The organism is Chrysiogenes arsenatis DSM 11915, assembly GCF_000469585.1.
GTDB lineage: Bacteria > Chrysiogenota > Chrysiogenetes > Chrysiogenales > Chrysiogenaceae > Chrysiogenes > Chrysiogenes arsenatis.
Genome location: NZ_AWNK01000005.1, coordinates 15986 through 34762 on the forward strand (window position 1 = coordinate 15986; position 18777 = coordinate 34762).

Here is an 18777-nt window from a genome sequence, read left to right on the forward strand (position 1 = left end):
GAAATAGTGAGGCTACTCTAGCCAGAGACCTTAAGCTTGTTTAGTAATTCTAAAGATAAAGATTCATCAATGTGATTGTTAAGCCCAAGCTCATGATATATTGCCACAGCAACATCCTCTACCAGACGGTCTTTATTGCAAGTATCATTGTAATTTGCTATTGCATTTCGAATTTTCTTTTCAAATGAATCTAATTTCATCTTACACACTCCTTAATCAATCAAGATTTATAAATGACCCGCATACAAGACGAAATTTCGTACTATCTTGAACCGTTCATTGCGCCGAATTATAAATAACTATTTAAGTGACGCATTAGTGTTTTAAACCGTTCATCGCTAATTTCATCTGAATTCGCTTCCTGTGCAATGGAGTAGGGATCACCACCTGATCCCGCTAACTGTGACCACTTATATTTAACGTCTTCCGGTGATACTTTTGGCGCAGTCTTTTCTATCGCTGTTAACCCTAATATAGCTTTTCGTAATCTAGTAGTCTTATTGCACATGTTCTTATAATCCTTTTTGAGAACTAAACTCGAATAAAAGGCTATCTGCAAATTGAATATGTACGTTACAAGTGGGGTTATGTGCGTCACTAAAGTTGCCATGTATCATCAATTTCCCCCATGATTCGATGTGTTTCATTGAGTGCAACAATAATCCGCTGATAATGCCGCACATCGTCATAACTCAACGTTCGACCATGGCGATCTTTCAGCCATTTTTGTGCTGGTTGATAGCCACCGATAAAAAACTCCCAAGCAATAAGCGGGACTTCATCGAAATACTGTTCATCATTGATCCAGATTCGACCAATTCCGCCAGCTTCGTCGTAGAGTTCCCAATCTTTTTTGGTAATTTTACGGGTGATAGTGTTATTGCCAGCAACAGGGTACGAAGTAACAAAGCGGTCAATCTCTTGATGCTCCAGTAGGTGATACTGGCGCAGTTCACTCCCTTTTTGTACTAAATCCCAAAACATATTTGCATCAGTGGGATAAGGGATGCGGGGGAAATCGGTTTTTAAAAACTCTTGATATTTTGTGCGATAGCTTGGCGAATGGAGGACGGCATAAATGTAATCTATGATATTAACTGGAGACATGCTGCATGTGCCATTCGCATCATTAACATTAAAAACGAGGCCTATAGCTTGTGAAATATTATCAACAATAGTTAAATTTAAGTTATATCCTTCAGTAGTAGTTGAAAGATCGTCACTACCATATAGTCGCAGAGGAAAAACCTGATTTGCCTCCCTGCTAGAGGTAGAAATGACGCAGTCATTTGCAATAAGTTTTGTGATAAAACAATGCCTAAACCCTACGGTTGCTTGTTGTTTTGAGACCAGTAAACAATAGTTTTCTCTGCCAGCGACATGCAGAATTAGTTCTTTTCTAGGCCTATCACATATAGCTGGGTGCATTATTGCAAAGCGATCATCAAAAGCCCTATAGGTAGTTTTGCATACGAATTGGCCATAATTAATATGTATTCCTATTTTATTTCTTTGTTCTTTGAGTTTCCAACTGCTGGATTCATTAATATTATACCTAGACAGCAGCTCATGTTCATCAATGTTGTCATCAACAAAATCAGCCAGCCTCTTGATGAGTTCGTGCTTACAATGGGCAACAGCAAAAGAATCTCTGTGCGATTGATAACCAACAACGCTAACGGGCATCAACTCGTCAAGGCCGAATCCTGACTTATACACATTTAATCTTGCAATATCTTTTAAAATAAAAGAATAGCTAGGGGATATGTTAGATACAAGCTTATAGTTGATCCGGCCATTCGAGTTGTTACTAAGGAATGAATACTTGTGAGTACGCTTTCCATAAACATCAAAGTGATAAACCTTACCTAATTGACCAATTTTTCTTTTTTCTTTTTTGATAAAGATACTTATAGAAACACCTTGCTGGATATCAAAGACATTTTCATCCTTTGAGCCATCTGGAGCAGTTTCTTTTTTATTGCTGTTGCCATGTAAATCAATAACGTATATTTTGTCATATGTATTGAGTAAGCTCCAGCGCATACCACGAAATGTTGGGTTATCAAGAAAGCCGTGTGGGTTAATGAACGCCATTATCCCTTCGCCTTTCTTTTCAATAAAATGCTGGGCGTAACGAATGAATTTCACATAGTCGTCGTTAATCCACTTGGGATTTTTTTCATTTAGCTTTACAGCCCCACCAGGTTCTTTTTTGTAGTCTTCCATCAAAGACATAATCCACTCGCCTTTGTTAGCGCTTTCGCCGCTGTATGGTGGGTTGCCTAACACTACCATCACTGGCGTGTCGCGTTTTACAAGATCAGCCTCTTGCGCCTCTTGGCTTATCCATCGTGCAAACAGGGTTCCGGTTGCAGGGTGATGCTCTTCTAAGCTATTGGTGAGAAACACACGGAAACGCTGGCTTTTATTTGGCACATACCCCGTTTCTTGTAAAAGCAAGTCGAGCTTTAAGTGTGCCATTGCATAAGATGCCATAAGGAGTTCAAAGCCGTTTAATCGCGGAATGAGGTCGTTTTCAACGTAGCCACTCCACATGCCTTTCATGTTAGCAAACCGGGTTTTGTAGATGTACTTGATAATCTCGGCCAGAAAGGTGCCTGTTCCTGTTGCAGGGTCAAGTATTTGTACTTTATGAACTTCCTTTTCTTGCATTATGGGTTTGCCGCGCTTATCAGTGCCAACACCTTCGACTTTAATGGCTATCTTGCTGTTGTCGGCAATGCCATCTTTGATACCAAACTCACTTTTTAAGATGTCATCAACGGCACGGACGATAAAGCTGACTACGGGTTCTGGTGTATACCAGACTCCTCGAGCCTTGCGGAGCTTGGGGTCATATTCAGAGAGGAATGTTTCGTAAAAATGAATAATGGGGTCGTTTTGAGCCGTAGCGGAATTGCCAAAATTATTTAACAGTGATTTTACGTCAGTAGCACGAAATACATCGGCTAAGTTGTCAACATTCGTAATTAGCCGTTCATCAATAGTTGTTCCAGCTATGTACGAAAAAAGGTTACGCAAAAAAGGATTTGATTTTGGGATAAGTTCGGCTGCTTCATGGCGGCTGAAATTCTCAAGTGTGGTATCATGCAGTCTCGCGGCAAACATGCCATACGCTATGGTTTGGGCATAAATATCAGCAAATTGCTTTTCGTCGATATCATGGATGAGGCTTTCTTGAAACGCAGTTAACTGATCGCGAAGGCTGTTATTTTCATAGGTATCATCTTGTGACGTCAATGCGTATTCAATAGTATTTTGCAGAAGTCGTGCTTTGGCGGCCATCATTTTGGCAAGCACATTTGGTGATTTTATGGTTTGTCCAACAAATATGCCAAAATCTTTAATCTGATTTTCAAATTGTTGAAATGCATCTGTGTTGGCGATGATAGTGGTGCCTTGGAGTTCTGCTAGCCGAACTTCTTCTGTAAACTGTCCATAACGGTAGAAACGAAATATCAGATAATCGGTAATGATAAGGTTATCGAACCCTTTTTTATATCGCTCGAACTGTTCATTTTTTCCATCCAGTTTAATCCCGATGACTTTGGCTTCTATGTACCCGATGGGGATTGTTTTACGCGAAAGGATATAGTCGGGATTGCCAATGTTCTGGACGCGTCCCGGTTCGTTAGTGACGTGAACATCCGGCAGAAGTGTGCGCAAAAGCTGTTCAAGATCACCACGAAAGGTGTGCTCAGTGGTTTTACCTGCTCTGAGGCGTTTTTGAATCATGTCTAGATATGCGGCCACATCCATTTTTTCTCCATCATGCTTATTTGTAATATGTTAAACGTGACGTAAACTATTCAGCACTGTTGCCAGTCATCTCGAACGCATGTGAGAGATCCAGATTTCTCGCTTCGCTCGAAATGACATTTGCTCTTGCTTGCGGAGGTCAGATTTCTCCTCGCCAAGATCGTTTGAAATGACACAGAATCCCTCATAACACGAAGCGAAATAGTGACTTACTTTAGAATAATTATGATTATTCTAAAACCAATTTAAAAATTATCCTATATCCACCCAACGCAACCATCGTTATTACGTTGCCTCCCCAGCCGCCCCTTCAATCTCCGCTTCTTTCTGGAACAGGTGCACCACATCGTAGGTAATCAAATATAGGCTTGGGATCAGCACTAGAATAATGGCGGTGGCAAAGATAATGCCGAAGCCAAGGCTGATCGCCATCGGGATTAAAAACCGCGCCTGCACCGAGGTTTCAAATATCATCGGCCACAGGCCAAGGAAGGTTGTGAGCGATGTCAGCAGTATCGGGCGAAAGCGGCGCTGCCCCGACTGGCATACTGCCTCCCACAGCGGCATCCCTTCACGGCGGCGCGAGTTGATAAAATCAATCATGATCAGTGAATCATTCACGACGACTCCAGAAAGTGCCACCATGCCAAACAGCGACAGCATGCTTAAATCATATCCCATAATGATGTGCCCCAGCAGCCCACCGATGATGCCAAAAGGGATGGCGCACATCACGATAACTGGCTGAAAGTAACTGCGAAAGAGCACGGCCAACAGGGCATAGATCAGAAACAGTGCGACAGCAAACCCTTTCCCAAGGCTGGCAAACGACTCGCGCCGTTCTTTTGATTCCCCTTCCAGACTGACGGATAAGCCGGGAAACTGGCTCACGAGTGCCGGAACAATGGTTTCACGCAAGGCGACCGCAATTTCGGCACTGTTCCCTTCCGGTTCACGCACATCAGCGGTAACGCTGAGTACGCGGCGGCGATCTATGCGGTCAATGGCGTAATAGCCCGTCCCATCATCCATACGGGCAGCCTGATACAACGGAATCTCCACCCCTGCACTGTTGCGGATCATCAACTGTTCCAAGGCATGCGGCGAACGTCGTACGGCTTCGGGATAGCGTACCATCACTTTGACTTCATCACGTCCGCGCTGAATGGAAAGCGCTTCGGCACCGTAAAAAGCGGCACGCAGTTGCCGTGCCAAGTCGTGCGCGGTAATTCCCAGCGAACGGGCGGCGGGCTCAAGGGTAAATGCCAATTCGCGCTTGCCAAGCTGGAGCGTATCGGCAATGTCGGTCACGCCGGGAAGTGTTTCCAAGGTTTGTTTCAGGTGGCGCGTAGCCTGCTCCAGCACGGCATGGTCGCGGTGCGACAACGCCACATCAACAGGAGCGCCAAAGCTGGCGAGATTGGCACTGAAATTCAGGGAGCGGACGCCGGCAATTTCGCCGACAGCTTCGCGCCACGCGTCAAGAAACTCCTGCGAACCGAACATTCGTTCATCACTGGGAACCAGATGAACCTGCACTTCAGCCAGATGACCTCCCGATGGTGCGGCTCCCCCCTGCGGCGAACTACTCAGGCCATACGACCCCACCACCGTGTACAGCGCACGGGATACTGGCGTTCCGGCTTCCGCATCCAGCCGTGCCAAGACTCGCAACGCCCCTTGTTCCAGCCGCTCGGCAGCACTCAGCGTACTTTCAAACGGGCTTCCATACGGGAGCATAAGCTGCACTTTGGCAATATCGGCATCTACTTTTGGCATAAACGTAAACTTGATGACGCCACCGATCACCAGCGACAAAACCAGCGCCAGCAAAACAACCGCACTGGCAACGGTGGCATAGCGCCATTCCAAGCAGAAGTTAAGCGCCTTGGCGTATGGCACGGCGACAAACCACTCCAGCCCAGCAGAAGTTTTTTGACGCACCCGCTCCAGTAAGGCCATTGGACCTCTATACGGTTGATTAGCATGTTTGCCTGAAAGATGGGCGGGGAGGATAAGCAGCGCTTCTACCAGCGAAATCAGCAGCACCGAAATCACCACCACGGGAATCACTATGATGAATTTCCCCATCATACCCGTTACCAGCAGCATTGGCGCGAAGGCCGCCACGCTGGTGAGAATTGAAAATATTACCGGCCCAGCTACTTCCAGCGTCCCATCGATAGCGGCATCGTAGAGTTTTTTCCCCATTTGTCGGTGCGTGTAAATATTTTCCCCAACCACAATGGCATCATCAACAACAATCCCCAACGCCAGGATAAACGCAAATAACGAAACCATATTGATCGACACATCGGCCATCGGCAACACCATAAGTGCCCCCAGAAAGGAAATGGGTATTCCCATGGTTGTCCAGAATGCCAGCCGCAGATCGAGAAACAATCCCAGCGTCACAAGCACCAGAATCAACCCAATCGCGCCATTGCGCAGCAAAAGATTCATGCGGCTTTTTAAGATTTCCGCGCGATCGTCCAGCACAGCGAGTTGTACCGTTGGCGGCAGTTCCTGTTGTTTGCGTTCCACGTACTCTTTGACGGTATCCGCTATGGCGATAGGCTTTTGATTGCCGACGCGGTACACCGCCACGGTGACAGCAGACTGGCCGCCTAACCGCGAACGCAGATCAACATCCACAAACGATTCGCGCACGGTTGCAATGTCTCCGAGGAGCACTTGCTCGCCTGCCGCACCAGCAAGTATCGGCAGGTTTTCGTACGCACTGGCCTGCAAGCGTTTTTCTGCCGTCCGCACCAGAATATCTCCCCCAGCGGCACGAATGCTCCCGCCGGGCAAGTCAAGCGATAAGGAACCGATAGATTTTGCTACCCCTTCGAGCGTCAACGCATACTGACGCAGCGTGGCTTCTTCTATTTCAACCGCAATTTCCGGTGCACGCGTGCCACCGATTTCCACGAGGGTAATATCTGGCAATGCCAGCAGCTCGTCGCGAATCAACTCCGCCTGAGCGCGTAACTGCGACTCGGCGAGCGCCCCAGAAAGGGCAATCGAAATAACCTGCTGGCGGTTATCGACCTTTACCACCATCGGCTGCAACGCTTCTTCGGGAAAGGAATCAATCCGATCCACTTCGCCCTTAATCTCCTGCAACATGAGATCGACATCGACCCCTTCACGGATTTCGGCGTTGACGACGCCCAACCCTTCCGCCGCCTGCGAACGAACGCGTTTAATGCCACTGAGTGATCCGATCGCCTCTTCAATCTTGATCACCAGCGAATCTTCCACTTCGCCCGGCGCGGCTCCGGGATAGGCAACACTGACGCGCACAGTATCCAGCACAATTTCGGGAAAAATTTCTTGTTTTAAGCCGCTACCGACAATGGCACCAACGATCAAGAGCGTGACCATCAAAAGATTGGCAGCGACACGGTTGGAGGTCATCCAACGGATCAGGCTATTCATGGAGCGTTGTCCCGTGAACGGTGCCGACACGCACACGCATTCCCGCCAGCGGTGCACTGAGCGGCGACGTCACAACGGTTTCCCCTTCGGCAAACGTTTCACGAATGTAGACCGAATCTGGTTCTGACCACACCACACTCACCGGGCGGATCGCTAAGGTTTGCGTATTTTCGACCACCCAGAGCGTGTTCTGTTCGCGCAATGCGCGGTGCGGCAGGCGCGTAAGTCCTTGTAATGACTTTCCGGCAATCACCACATTGACAAACGTGCCAAACTCTAGTGGAGTGTTCTGCCCCTTGTTTGAATAGGGATTCGACACACGACCAATCACCATCACCGTACGGCGCGCGGCATCAACGGTTCCGCGACTGCGATGCAGCACTCCGTGCCACTGCGGTGCGTTCTGGCTGGGTCGCGTCACGGTAAACATGGGTGGCTGCTTCCAGTCGATCTGTTCAAAGTCACGCTGCGCCAGTGGAATTTCCACCTCGGCAACGTCAATAGCCGCGACAGTGGCAAGCTTGGCGCCGACGGTGACGAACTGCCCTTCATCAATCAACTTTTCCGTTACGAGGGCGTCATACGGCGCGACGACGGTGGAACGTGCCACATTTAACGCGGCATTTTCTACCGAGGCCTGAGCCGAAGCGAGCGCGGCTTTGGCATTGCGCACCTGCGGTTCATACAGCACCAATGACGTTGGTTGCAGCGCGGCAGCGTCCGCGCGGTGCGAAGTAAACTGCTCCCATTCAGTACGTGCCAGATCGCGCTTGGCTTCAATGACTTCCAGTTCATAGATCGCGGCACTCAGCGCGGCTTCAGCCTGCTTCAGGCGAAATACCATATCGGCACTGTCAAAGACAATCAACTCAGTACCCGCCGTAACAACACCGCCTACCAATAAGGCCGGGTGAATCCGCTCCACCCGTGCTGCAACTTGCGCGGCCAGCACCGTTTGGCGCAATGGTGTCACCGTACCCGACGCGGCAATGCGCGATGCCCCTTGGGCTGGTTCCGGTACGATTACATCCACAAGCACCGCAACTTCAGCGGGTGGGGTTGGTTGCGGAAGAGTTTTGCGGGCAATAATCTGGCGAGCTATCAACAGGCCAACAGCAAGGATCAAAAGCGGAACGAATATCTTGAGTACAGTGCGGGTCATAGTGAGTGCCTCGGAAAACAGAGTTGAGGTGATCAGCGTGCAATATCATACCAAGATCCTCATCGCCTGCCGCGGTACGCTCCCATAACCATCTGGCAGATTTTTTCCAGCGGGGCGATATCGTTCACCGCTCCAATCTGAATGGCCACTTTGGGCATACCAAAAACAACCGAGGTCGCTTCGTCCTGCGCTATCGTGTAAGCACCAGCCTCTTTCATTTCCAGCATCCCTTTGGCACCATCATCGCCCATACCGGTCATAATAACCCCAATGGCATTGGCACCAACATAGCGCGCCCCGGAACGAAAGAGAACATCAACGGATGGGCGGTGGCGACTGACCAATGGCCCGTCTTTAATTTCTACATAGTACCGCGCACCGCTCCGTTTGATCAGCATATGCTTATTGCCAGGGGCGATAATGGCACGCCCCGGTAGAACGGTATCGCCATTTTCCCCTTCTTTCACGGTAATGCGACAGAGCGAATCGAGCCGCTCGGCAAACGATTTGGTGAAATTTTCCGGCATGTGTTGTACGACGACAATCCCCGGCGAATCTTCGGGAAACATCTCCAAGAACACCCGCAGCGCTTCAGTGCCTCCGGTTGAAGCGCCGACCAGCACCACTTTTTCCGTTGTTTTCGCCATCGCTTTATTTGATTCATTCCCTTTGGCGAGGATAACATCAGCGGTTAGCTTTGGCGCTACCTGCATTGGCTTAAAACGGGCGCGATGCGTCTTCATGTTCACACTGGCTGCAGCTTTTACCGTGTCACAAATACGGGTTTTCGCTTCTTCAAGGAATTGCTTCGTACCGAGTGACGGTTTTTGAATAATATCAACGGCACCATATTCGAGTGCTTTCATGAAGGTTTCGGAATTATCAATCGTCAAACTGGAACACATCACCACCGGAATCGGGTGCTGCGACATCAGCTTTTTCAGAAAGGTCAACCCGTCCATGCGCGGCATTTCGACATCCAGCGTAATCACGTCGGGCACAAATGATTCAAGTTTTTCTGTTGCCGCATACGGATCACCAGCCGTTACCACCTCGCCAATTTGCGAATCGGATTGCAGGATTTGTTGCAATGTTTGACGTACCACCGCCGAGTCATCGACCACCAGTACGTTAATTTTCCCTTTGAGCGCCATGCTCACTCCTCCGCATGCAGACGTTGTATCCGTTTCAGGAATATCGCGCCGGTGTCGGTCGAAAAGTACAGTTTTCGTCCCAACGACCCACCAATATCCTGAGCAGAAATCCGATACCCAAGCTCATCTAACACACGCAGCGACACTTCCACATTCTGGTGACCAATAGTTTTTACGCCACGCCCAGAATCGGCGGTTTGAAACATGTCAGAGCCACCGAAAAGTTTGACTTCAACTTCCGTTCGATTGATCCCATACGATTGAAACTTTGCATGGAGAAATTTAACGCAGCAATCAGCATACTTGTGACATTGTACACACTTATGGGTTGTTTCCTCTGTCGCTGATGGCAACATCGCATGCGTAATCCCCCCAATTTTCAGGCGGGCATTAAACATCGTCACCGCCACGCAGGAACCAAGGATGGTATGCACCACATGCGGAGTGTCAAAAACAACTCCTTGCGCTGGCTTCAAATAATATGCGTTTGAAAAATTGATCACAGCACCCCCTCTCTGCCACACACGATGGCATCAATCACATCCCCATTTTATATTTTTTTATACACTGTCGGGTAACACCCGCGAAGGGGTAAATTCATTCCATTGAGCGTCTCAGAATGGCCAAGAAAAAGGTAGCCATCATCGCTCAGATGCGCAATTTGCTTGCGTAAGATAGCTTCCTGTGTTTTTTTATCAAAGTAAATAAGCACGTTACGGCAGAAAATCACGTCGAATTTTTCTTTCAAACCATACGTAGCATCCATGAAATTGAGCCGCTTAAACGATAAACGCGAACGGACTTCTGGCGCAAAACGCATTAGTTTGCGACTGCGATCTTTACTGCGCAGCATAAATTTGCGCTGGAGACTTGATGGAATTTGACTTTCTACTTTTGCCTGATCATAAATGCCTTGATGGGCTTTTTCGAGCACTTGCGTCGATATATCGGTCGCTAAAATAGAAAAATCGATCGACGATCCATAACTGGCAAGCGCATCAAACAGCACCATCGCCAAAGTATACGGTTCTTCACCAGTGGAACATCCCGCTGACCAAACTTTAAAGATTCGTCGATTATCCCGTCGCAGCAACGGAATAATTTCTGGAATAGCGTGGCCAACGAGAAAGTCAAAATGGGCCGGTTCGCGAAAAAAGTCTGTTTTATTGGTAGTTAACACATCGATAAGTGAAATGATTTCATCTTCACCTTGTGGGGTATGAAAAACAAAATCGAGATATTCGCGATAACTGGCAAATCCGTGTTCGCGCAGCCGTTTGCGCAGCCGACCTTCAACCATTTGCCGTTTTGTGTCGCCAAGTTTAATACCACAATGCGATTCAATATACTCTTTGAGCCGTTTGAAATCTGCATCGCTGATGTTTTCTCGAAATATTGCAAGATCGACCTCGGCCATTCTTACCCCTCACTCATTCGAATCTACTTAATAACTTTTACCATAAATTGCTATTTCTCCATACGCAAATTAGCCAAAAAGCCAAAAAAAAGAGGGGCGATATACCCCTCTATCTAATTGAAAATTTTGACACTATCTGCGTGTGGCGCCCGACGCAGCCAACTGTAATTTTGTGCTTTGGTGCTCATCTCCAACCTTAAAGAAAGCAATGGTATCCTGAAGCGATTCCGCCTGACTCGAAAGTTGCTCGGATGTCGAAGCCATCTCTTCAGACGCGCCAGCATTTTGCTGAATAACCTGATCAAGTTGCTGAATCGCCTGATTGATCTGCTCCGCCCCGGTCCGCTGTTCGTTGCTGGAAGCCGTAATTTCCTGAACCAATTCCGCTGTGCGCTGAATATCAGGAATAATTTGATTCAGCAAGCTACCAGCTTTTTCGGCAATATTCACGCTGGAAGTAGAAAGCTTGATAATTTCTCCCGCCGCCTCTTGTGAACGCTCCGCCAACTTCCGTACTTCAGATGCCACCACCGCAAACCCTTTGCCGTGCTCTCCGGCACGTGCCGCTTCGATAGCCGCATTCAGTGCGAGCAGATTGGTTTGACGGGCAATCTCTTCAATAATAGAAATCTTGCTGGCAATCTCTTTCATCGCACGCACCGTCTGCTGTACCGCTTCGCCACCATCACGAGCATCACTGGCCGCTTTCAGGGCAATTTTTTCGGTCTGCAATGCGTTATCGGCATTTTGATTGATATTTGAAGCCATCTGCTCCATAGCCGACGAAGCCTCTTCTGCCGAAGCCGCCTGTTCAGTTGCCCCTTGGGAAAGCTGCTGCGCCGAAGAACTTAACTCCTGCGAACCTGCGGAAACATTATCCGAAGCACTCTTGACGTCGACAACGACTTGCCGCAACTTGGCAACCATTGTATTGAGGGCTGCCGCCAGCTGGCCAATTTCATCTTTTTGATCAATATCAAGCTGCTGCGAAACGTCACCAGCAGCGATGGTTTCTGCAAAGATCACTCCTTTAGCCACTGGACGAGAAATAGCGCGGGAAAGAATAATCCCAAGCGTAATAGCCAACGCCACACCAATGAGTGAAGAGATAATAGCAATTATTTCCGCCTGCAACGCCATTGCATGCGCGTTCGCAACGGCATTTGTTGCTTGATTTTGGTTCAAATTCACTAAACGATCCATGATAGTGAGCATTTCACGCTGCTTTTCCACAACCGTAACCATAGCTTGGTGTTCCATGGCTTGATACAGGCGTGCGGCCTTTGTCGCTTCTTCAATCAACACATCGAAGGTAGCAAACGTCTGTTGTGCCGCCGGGTTAATGACGTTGCGAAACACCTGTTGTGCTTCAACCGTTTTTCCCGCCGCAACCAGATTTTTTAACTCAGCAATGCCGTGGTGAAACGGATCGTGGCTTTGCTTCATCCCATCGATCATGGCATTCAGTTCCTGATTCGTGGAACGGTACGTTGGCATCCACCGTCCAAAATTACATCCCGTAGGATCGGTACCACCATCAAAACTTCTGCCGGAATACAGCAACAATAATGCATTTTCCATCACTACATGGTGATCGCCACGGAATCGCTGGAGCTGCATTGAAAGCTCAACTGGGTTGAGAATGCCATTCTTTTCTAACTCGCGCGTTAAGCGGAAAAACTCATCCACTTCTTTTACAAAAGCATTCCAAGCGGGAAGGTACTGCTGCACAAGTGCTTCCCCTTCAGCGGAGCGAGATACTTCGTTGTAACGCGCCCACGCCGCTTGATAGTCATTCATAGCGCGTTCGTAGTTTGCAAACTGCCGCTTGCGGTCTTCTTCTTTTAGGCTTGGGTTGAGGAGCGTGCGTTGTACTACGCGGATGGATTCAATCGCAGTGTCCATTTGCATGAGGTTCACAACACTCGGCATGCGTTGTTCGCCAATATAGGTCATCTGGTTATCCATCGTATTGAGGCTGTAGAGTCCAACCATCCCAACGATGAGCGTAATCAACGCTATTACCAGAAACCCAGCGATTAACTTTACTCCAATCCTGACATTCTTCATCGCACCCTCCTCAAGAGAAAACTATGTTCCAGCTGCCGCCGCTTGTTCGATCGTCGTTAACTCGTTCGCCGAAAAAATCCGATTGGTATCAAGGATGATGACAAACTTCTCTTCTTGCTTCGCCATCCCTTTGATGAATTCCGTGTTCATGTTGGTGCCGATGCGCGGGGCATCTTCGATGTTTTTCCCTTCAAAATCGACCACTTCTTGTACCGAATCAGCCAGACAACCCAAGACGAGGAGTTCCCCGTCTTGCGTCACTTCCATGATGATAATGCACGAATTGACCGTTTGCTCCGTCCGCCCCATGCCAAGTTTCATTTTCAAATCGATCACCGGCACCACGTTCCCACGCAGGTTAATCACACCGCGCATAAACTCTGGCGTCCGTGGCACTTTTGTGATGACGGTGTAATCAAGTACTTCGCGCACCGACATAATTTCGACACCGAACACTTCGTCGCCCAGCCGATATGTCAACACTTGCAGCGGGACACTACTTCCTTTGGTTTCAACACTATTGGTTTGCATGGTGCCCCCTTTAGAACTTCTCAAATTCATCGTCAAGCTTGTCGTGCTTTCCTTTTTCATCAAGATTGATTTTCACGCCACCTTTACTGATATGCGGATTGGCAGAGCTGCTCTTTTTTGGTTCTACACGATGGACATCAAAATGGCGCCCTGATTTTGACTTGCCATGCGAGGTACTGAGGCGCATTTTTGTACTTTGCCCTTCGTCACCCACTTTAAAGAACGCCATCGTGTCTTGCAGAGTTTCTGCTTGGCTAGATAGCTCTTCGGCGGTCGAAGCCATCTCTTCCGAAGCCCCCGCGTTCTGCTGAATAACTTGGTCAAGCTGCTGAATCGCTTGGTTGATTTGCTCCGCTCCCGTTCTTTGCTCGTTGCTGCCGGCCGAAATTTCCTGCACCAACTCCGCGTTGCGCTGAATGTCTGGGATAATCCGTTCCAGCAAGCTCCCAGCCTGCTCCGCTACTTCCACACTGCTGGTCGAAAGTTTGATGATTTCTCCCGCCGCTTCCTGCGAACGTTCGGCGAGTTTGCGGACTTCGGAAGCAACGACGGCGAACCCTTTGCCATGCTCACCAGCACGAGCCGCTTCAATCGCAGCGTTCAAGGCGAGAAGATTCGTTTGACGAGCAATTTCTTCGATAATCGAAATTTTGCTGGCGATTTCTTTCATAGCTCTGACCGTTTGTTGTACCGCTTCGCCGCCTTCACGCGCGTCGGCAGCGGCTTTCAATGCGATTTTTTCGGTTTGCAGGGCATTATCGGCATTCTGATTGATATTAGATGCCATTTGCTCCATTGCGGACGATGCCTCTTCGGCAGAAGCGGCCTGCTCGGTCGCCCCTTGTGAAAGCTGCTGTGCCGACGAACTGAGTTCTTGCGATCCTGCTGACACGTTATCCGACGCACTCTTAACGTCAATAACCACCTGTTTCAGCTTCGCTACCATCACATTCAGCGCCGTTGCGAGTTGGCCGATTTCGTCTTTTTGATCAATATCGAGTTGCTTGGAAACGTCGCCATTGGCAATTTGCTCGGCAAATATCACACCCATCGTAACAGGGCGGACGATGCCACGAGTGATCACGATAGCGATAATCACACCAATGACCAAACCGATAGAGAGGCCGATGATCATGATCATTGAAGCACGGTTCAGGTTGACTACCGCTTCGTTCGCAATATTTTGTGTTTCATCCATCCCGACCTGGGCTGTTTTTTGTGCCGCTTCCAGTACCTTGTCGGCTACTATCTGACGTTGTCCGCCAAGCTGCTGTAGGTCAGTCCAGTTTTTAAGGAAGGTATTCATGGCATCGCGGTAGCCATGCGCCGCAGTACGTACTGCCTGCAACTGTTGCTTATTGGCTTCAACGCGGCTCGCAGCAATCAATTCTTCGATAATTTTATCCATTTCCGGAAACAGCTTCATAGCCGCCAGCATTACTTCGGGATTACGTGTGGCCTGTGCTTGGAAATTCATACGGCGCACATCGTTGCCCAAATCAAGGATATGGTTCCCTTCTGTCACGCGGTGCTGACGGCGCAAGAGGTTATCCGCATTGTCGCCATCGGTTATTTGTTTTTTCAGCGTTTCTTCTTGGCTTTCAATAAAGGCGATTAGCTGCTCAGCAAACGTACGTGCCGTATCGTTCATCATAATACGGTCGCGCGCCATCGCACGGATATATTCCTGAGTCTGTGCAGCAAGTCGTTCATACTCACTGACCTGAATCTGTGCTAAACGCGCGTTCTCAATCAGCCCTGGGAGTTGAAATTTTTCCCCGTGGCTTTTGGCATCAGCCAAGTACTTGTTGACTTGCGTGAGATAGTCCTGTGCCAGCTTATAATGGGCATCATCCTCACTTACTCCATACGCACGCATATAGCCCATCGTTTGCAAAGAATACCGCTCCACGTTCGTTGCGACCGCCACTTCCGGCACATACGCCTCGGCAAGTTTTTCGGCACCATTTTGCACATCATTCATGTTGTACACAGCAATGCCACCAAGTAAAAAGGCAATCAGAATCAACGCTCCAAAACCAAAACCAATCTTTTGTCCGAGTTTCATGTTCTTCATAGTGAACTCCTTTGTCTCTTCAAAAATACATAGTGTTCTTTTGCAAAAAGCAAATATTCAGCAAGTCAACCGGTCATCTCGAACGAAGTGAGAGATCTAGATTTCTTCTCGCGCTGCTCGTTCGAAATGACACCGAGTAATACACTAAAGTTATCAGATTTCTCGCCAACGCTCGAAATGACTCAAGTGCCATGTTCAGGGATGTCAGATTTCTCGCTGACGCTCGAAGTGACACCAGCGCGAAAACAAGCGGCAGTAGCATTTACTGACTTGCCATAGGCATCTCCTCTTGGTAGCTGGCCGTCACCAGTCCCTCATATACCTTGCCAATATCGACAATCAGAGCGATGGAGCCGTCGCCAAGGATCGTTGCTCCAGAAACGCCCTGAATATGCTTAAACGATTTCCCGAGTGATTTAATAACAGTCTGGTGATCGCCGATCACGGTATCAACGACAAAGCCGGTTTTATGTCCATCGAGTTCGGTAATCACTATCTGCTGAAACTCGGGCGCTTCGCCGCTGAGTCCGAAAAAGTCGCGCAGGCTGATGTAGGCCACGATTTCGTCTCGCACGCGAATTACGTTGCGCCCGTGGGTATTGGCAACATCGTGGCGTGTGAGTTCAATACATTCACGGACATTGGAGAGCGGGATAATGAATGACTGATCGGCGATTTTGACGAGCAGGCCGTCGATGATGGCTAATGTCAGCGGTAGGCGCAGTGACATGGTCGACCCTTTGCCTACTTCACTGGTAATTTCCACCGTGCCGCGCATGGCGTCGATGTTTCGTTTTACAACGTCCATGCCGACGCCCCGCCCCGAAACGCTGGATACTTTTTCGCTGGTCGAAAATCCGGGTGCGAGGATGAGGTCAAAGATTTCTTTGCGGCTGAGTTCGGCATGTTCGCCAATCATCCCTTTTTGAATCGCTTTGGCGCGGATCACGTCGGGATCAATCCCTTTGCCATCATCGATAATCTGTATCAGGACGCTATCGCCGGAGTGTTTGGCAGAAAGGAGGATTTTTCCGGCGCGCGGCTTGCCAGCGGCTTCGCGCACCGCGGGCATTTCGATGCCGTGATCAAGGCTGTTGCGGATGAGGTGAACCAATGGGTCGTTCAGTTTTTCTATAACGGTTTTATCGAGTTCGGTCTCTTCGCCTTCGGTAACAAGGTCGATTTCTTTGCCAAGATCACGCGATAGGTCGCGCACTAAGCGGCGGAATTTATTGAAGATGGTGCCGATTGGCAGCATGCGAATGCTGATGGTGTTATCGCGCAGTGCCCAGACGAGTCGTTCGACTTCTTCGGCGAGTTTGGTCATTTCGGGATCATTTTCCTGCACGGCGGTTTGTGTCAAGCGTGCTTGCACGGTGACGAGTTCGCCGACGAGGTCAACCAGAATGTCGAGTTTATCGGAAGGGACGCGGATCGAAGCAATTGCTTCGGCTTCGCCTTTTTTCTCGCGCGCTTCTTGGATGTGTTTTTGCTCTTGCACGGCTGCTTCGACCACCGAAGGTTGCACGAGTCCTTTTTCGATCAGCATTTCGCCGATGAGTTTGCGCGACTGCATGACGGCGTCAAGCTCTTCGCGCGAGATGTCCCCTTTTTCAACGAGAATATCGCCAATCCGCTTGATGTGGACTTCGCCATCGTCATCGCTCATGCGGTCGATGACGTCGATATGCAAATCGCAATCGTCTTCGACAAAGATAAACACATCGCGCAGGGCGTTGATGTCTTTTTCTGTCGAAAGGAGAATATCCCAATAGATGTAGCACTTATCGGTATCGATTGTTGCAAGGTCAGGAATAGCATTGCTGTGGGCAATCACCTTGGCGTACCCCATAGCATTGAGTTCATCGAGTAAAAGGACAGGATTGACGCCGTGCAGGAAAATATCAGCATGCGGCTTAAAGCGGATGCGGTACGTGGTGAGGTCTTCCGAGGTGGGCTTTTGCTCTTTTTTGGTGGGGCTTTGTGGTTTGGGCGCTGCTTCGGCATGTTCCGTTTTCGCTCGCGTAAAACCACGAAAGAAGCGGAGGATTCCCGCCGCGGCGGGATCATCGAGTGTAATAGAGTCGTCTTCCAACATCCGCTTAATCACGTCTGTTGAAGTCAACGATTGGTCAATAATCGCCTGACTTACCTGCAGTTTTCCCCCACGCACCAAGTCGTATGCCGTTTCAATGTCGTGCACAAATTCAGAAAGGGTCTTGAAGCCAAACATGGCTCCCGACCCTTTAATGGTGTGCATGGCACGAAATATTTTGCCGACCACTTCCATGTCGTCGGGCGTGTTTTCGAGTTCGAGCAGTGAACTTTCAAGGACTTCCAGCAGTTCGTAGGCTTCTTGCTTGAATACCTCTTGCGGATTTTCCATCATGGCACTACCCCAGTACTTTTTTGACAACTGCTAGTAATTGCTCCGGTTGAAATGGTTTCACAATCCAGCCGGTCGCTCCGGCGGCTTTGCCCTCTTGTTTTTTGCCATCTTGTGATTCTGTTGTCAGCATTACCATCGGGACAAATTTGTAATTCGGCAACGCCCGCAGCGAGCGAATTAACGCTATACCATCCATATTCGGCATGTTCAGGTCGGTAATCACCATATCAAACTTCTTGGCAGAAGCTTTGGCAAGGCCATCTTTACCATCCACCGCTTCTTCGACGTTATAGCCCGCTTGCTTGAGAGTGAATTTTACCATCTGACGAATGCTGGCAGAGTCGTCGACACTTAAAATTGTTTTTGACATCTATAAACCTCCTTCAACGCTCTCTATATATTTCCATAAACATGTTTTATCAATCTGGGCAGTACAACCGGCGCAACTCGCAAAGCCAGAACGGGACGCCAAGTCGTTCAGCGCTGGTAGGAGCGGTGCTTTCATGGTAATCCGCTTATTGAGTTCTTCGGCACTGCGGTGCGACGCGCACAAAAGCTGAATGAGGCTGATATCCACCTGCGATTCCGGCACAAAGTCGACTGTTACACTGTGCAAACTGGCCTGCACCGCCTCAAGCAGTGCTTCGCGAGCTTGGCCAATATTTTCTATGGTAATTTCCCCACCGAGGCTGACAGTGGTGTTCCCATCGTTTTCATGGATCACTTGCGCATGGATCATGGTCGTCTCCT

At 48.9% G+C, this 18777-nt stretch carries 13 protein-coding genes; all 13 read right to left on the bottom strand.

The window, feature by feature from the left end:
- Window positions 1-17: 17 nt before the first annotated feature.
- Window positions 18-200 (bottom strand): hypothetical protein, encoded by a 183-nt coding sequence (locus tag P304_RS0102445; RefSeq protein WP_027389250.1) that lies wholly within the window; start codon window positions 198-200, stop codon window positions 18-20.
- A 397-nt stretch (window positions 201-597) separates the two neighbouring features.
- The gene (locus P304_RS0102455; protein WP_236613292.1) at window positions 598-3759 is read right to left on the bottom strand and encodes a type ISP restriction/modification enzyme; all 3162 of its coding nucleotides are present in this window, start codon (window positions 3757-3759) and stop codon (window positions 598-600) included.
- Window positions 3760-4068: 309 nt separating this feature from the next.
- Window positions 4069-7227, bottom strand: coding sequence for an efflux RND transporter permease subunit (locus P304_RS0102460; RefSeq protein ID WP_027389253.1), 3159 nt, complete (start codon window positions 7225-7227; stop codon window positions 4069-4071).
- Window positions 7220-8389 carry an efflux RND transporter periplasmic adaptor subunit gene (locus tag P304_RS0102465; RefSeq protein ID WP_027389254.1) on the bottom strand — a complete coding sequence of 390 codons (1170 nt, stop codon included), beginning with the start codon at window positions 8387-8389 and terminating at the stop codon, window positions 7220-7222. Before P304_RS0102465 ends, P304_RS0102460 begins: the two co-directional genes overlap by 8 nt.
- A 59-nt stretch (window positions 8390-8448) precedes the next feature.
- Entirely contained in the window at window positions 8449-9543 is a 1095-nt protein-coding gene (locus tag P304_RS0102470; RefSeq protein ID WP_034763850.1) for a protein-glutamate methylesterase/protein-glutamine glutaminase, read from the bottom strand.
- Between the two features lie 2 nt (window positions 9544-9545).
- Window positions 9546-10046 (bottom strand): chemotaxis protein CheD, encoded by a 501-nt coding sequence (locus tag P304_RS0102475; protein WP_027389256.1) that lies wholly within the window; start codon window positions 10044-10046, stop codon window positions 9546-9548.
- Window positions 10047-10093: 47 nt separating this feature from the next.
- Window positions 10094-10960, bottom strand: a complete 867-nt coding sequence (locus tag P304_RS0102480; RefSeq protein WP_051321334.1) for a CheR family methyltransferase — start codon at window positions 10958-10960, stop codon at window positions 10094-10096.
- 132 nt (window positions 10961-11092) lie between these two features.
- Window positions 11093-13030: a methyl-accepting chemotaxis protein gene (locus P304_RS13630; RefSeq protein ID WP_051321335.1), complete on the bottom strand. Its 1938-nt coding sequence runs from the start codon at window positions 13028-13030 to the stop codon at window positions 11093-11095.
- Window positions 13031-13051: 21 nt separating this feature from the next.
- Window positions 13052-13561 (bottom strand): chemotaxis protein CheW, encoded by a 510-nt coding sequence (locus P304_RS0102490; protein WP_027389258.1) that lies wholly within the window; start codon window positions 13559-13561, stop codon window positions 13052-13054.
- Window positions 13562-13571: 10 nt separating this feature from the next.
- Window positions 13572-15638, bottom strand: a complete 2067-nt coding sequence (locus P304_RS0102495; protein ID WP_027389259.1) for a HAMP domain-containing methyl-accepting chemotaxis protein — start codon at window positions 15636-15638, stop codon at window positions 13572-13574.
- A gap of 262 nt (window positions 15639-15900) precedes the next feature.
- Window positions 15901-18027 (bottom strand): chemotaxis protein CheA, encoded by a 2127-nt coding sequence (locus tag P304_RS0102500; RefSeq protein WP_027389260.1) that lies wholly within the window; start codon window positions 18025-18027, stop codon window positions 15901-15903.
- 4 nt (window positions 18028-18031) lie between these two features.
- Window positions 18032-18397, bottom strand: coding sequence for a response regulator (locus P304_RS0102505; protein WP_027389261.1), 366 nt, complete (start codon window positions 18395-18397; stop codon window positions 18032-18034).
- The gene (locus P304_RS0102510; protein WP_027389262.1) at window positions 18398-18766 is read right to left on the bottom strand and encodes an STAS domain-containing protein; all 369 of its coding nucleotides are present in this window, start codon (window positions 18764-18766) and stop codon (window positions 18398-18400) included. It abuts the gene before it with no gap.
- Window positions 18767-18777 lie beyond the last annotated feature (11 nt).

What these genes read in the sequence shown, in the direction of transcription:
- P304_RS0102460 (WP_027389253.1), bottom strand. Translation starts at nt 7,227, where the DNA reads ATGAATAGCCTGATCCGTTGGATGACCTCCAACCGTGTCGCTGCCAAT.
- P304_RS0102480 (WP_051321334.1), bottom strand. Translation starts at nt 10,960, where the DNA reads ATGGCCGAGGTCGATCTTGCAATATTTCGAGAAAACATCAGCGATGCA.
- P304_RS0102505 (WP_027389261.1), bottom strand. Translation starts at nt 18,397, where the DNA reads ATGTCAAAAACAATTTTAAGTGTCGACGACTCTGCCAGCATTCGTCAG.
- P304_RS0102510 (WP_027389262.1), bottom strand. Translation starts at nt 18,766, where the DNA reads ATGATCCATGCGCAAGTGATCCATGAAAACGATGGGAACACCACTGTC.
- P304_RS0102490 (WP_027389258.1), bottom strand. Translation starts at nt 13,561, where the DNA reads ATGCAAACCAATAGTGTTGAAACCAAAGGAAGTAGTGTCCCGCTGCAA.
- P304_RS0102455 (WP_236613292.1), bottom strand. Translation starts at nt 3,759, where the DNA reads ATGATTCAAAAACGCCTCAGAGCAGGTAAAACCACTGAGCACACCTTT.
- P304_RS0102500 (WP_027389260.1), bottom strand. Translation starts at nt 18,027, where the DNA reads ATGATGGAAAATCCGCAAGAGGTATTCAAGCAAGAAGCCTACGAACTG.
- P304_RS13630 (WP_051321335.1), bottom strand. Translation starts at nt 13,030, where the DNA reads ATGAAGAATGTCAGGATTGGAGTAAAGTTAATCGCTGGGTTTCTGGTA.
- P304_RS0102470 (WP_034763850.1), bottom strand. Translation starts at nt 9,543, where the DNA reads ATGGCGCTCAAAGGGAAAATTAACGTACTGGTGGTCGATGACTCGGCG.
- P304_RS0102445 (WP_027389250.1), bottom strand. Translation starts at nt 200, where the DNA reads ATGAAATTAGATTCATTTGAAAAGAAAATTCGAAATGCAATAGCAAAT.
- P304_RS0102495 (WP_027389259.1), bottom strand. Translation starts at nt 15,638, where the DNA reads ATGAAGAACATGAAACTCGGACAAAAGATTGGTTTTGGTTTTGGAGCG.
- P304_RS0102465 (WP_027389254.1), bottom strand. Translation starts at nt 8,389, where the DNA reads ATGACCCGCACTGTACTCAAGATATTCGTTCCGCTTTTGATCCTTGCT.